Source organism: Intestinibacter sp., from assembly GCF_022780145.1.
Lineage (GTDB): Bacteria > Bacillota > Clostridia > Peptostreptococcales > Peptostreptococcaceae > Intestinibacter.
The window spans coordinates 1-2,491 of sequence record NZ_JALEXO010000006.1 but is presented as its reverse complement, the minus strand read 5'-3'; the positions used below and the strand labels follow the sequence as shown (position 1 = coordinate 2,491).

General features: G+C 28.9%; 3 protein-coding genes. 1 reads left to right on the top strand and 2 read right to left on the bottom strand.

The window, feature by feature from the left end; translation table 11 throughout:
• Positions 1 to 467: DUF975 family protein (locus MR593_RS00330; protein WP_290685639.1), on the top strand; the 467-nt coding region annotated here is incomplete at its 5' end.
• A gap of 457 nt (positions 468 to 924) precedes the next feature.
• On the opposite strand, the gene MR593_RS00325 is transcribed toward MR593_RS00330, so the two are convergent.
• Together MR593_RS00325 and MR593_RS00320 are read right to left on the bottom strand one after the other, a co-directional pair.
• Positions 925 to 1,797, bottom strand: coding sequence for a kinase (locus tag MR593_RS00325; RefSeq protein ID WP_290685637.1), 873 nt, complete (start codon positions 1,795 to 1,797; stop codon positions 925 to 927).
• Positions 1,798 to 1,917: 120 nt separating this feature from the next.
• On the bottom strand, positions 1,918 to 2,491 hold a 574-nt coding region (locus MR593_RS00320; protein ID WP_290685635.1), incomplete at its 5' end, for a DUF554 domain-containing protein.

Sequence of the window (2,491 nt, the reverse complement as noted above, 5' to 3'; positions counted from 1 at the left end):
CCGGTGTATATTCATCTATGCTGTATTTGAATATAGCTAAAAACGACAACTTAGATCCAGTGGAGTTTTCTTGGATGAATGTTTCTAAGGAAAAATTATTAAAATGCCTTATTTACTCTGCACTTATGTATATAGGTACTTTTTTGATGACTTTCTTAGCTGGAGTGGTAGGTGTGCTAATAGCTGCACTTGCATCAATATTCATAATGATTTTAGAGGTTTATCTATCTTTTTCAATTTTAGCTATATTAGATACTGATGCACCTATATTAAATGCTATACAAATTAGTATGGATTTAGTTACAGGTAATTTCTTCAAGATTATAGTATTTGGATTGTCCTTTGTAGGATGGTTTATTTTAGGAATATTGACTATGGGTATAGGTCTTGTTTGGGTATTACCTTACTTCAGTATAAGCTTTGCAAATTACTATCTAGAATTGAGAAGAAATAAACCTATGATATAGTTTTTTAGGGTTTTAAACTCAGCTAAAAAGAGGCTAGATATCGATTAGCCTCTTTTTTGTGGTTAGGTTTTATAATTTATTGGGATTTTTTAGATATTTATTTTGTATATATATACCCGCTTTTAAATAAATCAATCAAATTTTATTGCGAAATGGTGGGATAAATGTGGGATGATAGTAAATCGGAAGTATTTTAAAATGCCAAAACCCAGTAATTGCAAAAAAAAGGAGCCCTAAGGCTCCCAAGCTTTTAATTATACACATTAGTCAACATTTCTTTTATATTATTATTATACCCCTATAGTATATAAATAAACATAGTTTTTGCATATTCTTAAAAAATTAAACTTTTTATGCCATAAATCGACGATTATTACTGATATATAATATTTATATTTAGATTTACATAATTTAATAAACCAATTTTTGAACCAAAAAAGCTAGCATCTGCTAGCTTTTAGGCGTTTTCAAATGTATAAATCGCATCTATTCTCGTAAGATAAATAGAGCTATTTTTACATCCTATATATTTTGCATATTTTTTTACTTTTTCTTTTGCTATTTCTAAATCACTTATTTGATCATCTACAAGCTCTTTGATATACATATCCATCAAATACGACTTATAAGGTTTTATATCGTATCCTAGATATTTTGTAAGCCTTTCTATCTCACAGCCAAAATCTCCATCTTCTCTTATTAAAAATTCATAAACATCTTTTCTATAAGGATTTGCCATTATAATTTTTTGGACTATTTTATAGCTATCTGGCTTGCTTATAAAACCGTCCTTGTAATTATTAAAAAGCGCATTTGCCTGTTTTATAGATTCTGCATCTATATAGGACTCTACCTCTGTTACACCGTATTCGATTAAAGCATCTATAACAGCCATGTGTATATTAAAGCAATCTCTATATAAGCTTCTAGATAATCTATCTACAAATGGTTTTATATCAAATAGCTTTGATGTATTTCTTTTGTTTTTATTTACAGAATTTTTTTCTTTAATAAAATTGTTGAAAATGCGTTTAAAATCAAAATACTTTTCACAATATGTCTCTTTAAATATTTTAAAATCTACGACAATTACGTTATAGCTGACTAGAATTTCTACACCTTTTTTTATAGATTGATCGACTAGAGCCTCTGCAAAATTTAAATAATCATCGTTTATTTGTCGAAGTGTAGTTAGATTGTCATTGCAGTAATCTTTAAATTCGTCTCTTGATTTTTGTGCATATTCTAAGAACAATTTTCTTATTGTGTTGTAATTATCTCTTTTTTCGTTGAATTTTACAACTGCACCATTTATATCAAATAAAATCATATAGCAATAACCTCCTTGTAAAAATTTTCATTTGAAAATCTATACTAATTTTTTCGTTATTACTATATTTGATTTTATGGCTTATTTTCCTTTCAAATACAAAATTTGTCTAAAAGTTTTTTAGATAACGCCGAAAACTCCAAAAATAATTGGAATAAACATAGCTGGTAGCAAATTGGCTACTTTTATGTCAGATTTTAATAGTATATTTATACCTAAAGCCAATATAAGTAAGCTTCCGACAGCGTTCATCTCTGTTATAACGCTAGTAGATAGTAGTCCTTTTAGTAAAAAAGAACACAATGCTATAGAACCTTGGTATACAAAAACTGCTGCAGCTGCTAATAAAACACCTATCCCCATAGTAAGAGAGAATAAAAATGCAGAAACTCCATCTAATGCTGATTTTGCATATAGAATTTGATTATCTCCAAATAAACCGCTGTTTAAAGAACCGACTACTGCCATAGCTCCGACACAAAATAGTAAACTAGCTGATACAAATCCCTGTGCTATAGATACTTGTTCGCCTTCACCTTTGTTGAACTTAGCTTCTAGCTTATCTCCAAATTTATTTAAAGCCTTGTCTATATCTACTATTTCTCCTATTATACCTCCTACTACCATAGATACAATGCAAACTATTGCATGCTTACATTCAAGGGCACCTGATATACCCATGTATACTACACAA

Bases quoted from the DNA above. Each gene is read 5' to 3' on its own strand.
- MR593_RS00325 (WP_290685637.1), bottom strand. From the start codon at position 1,797: ATGATTTTATTTGATATAAATGGTGCAGTTGTAAAATTCAACGAAAAA.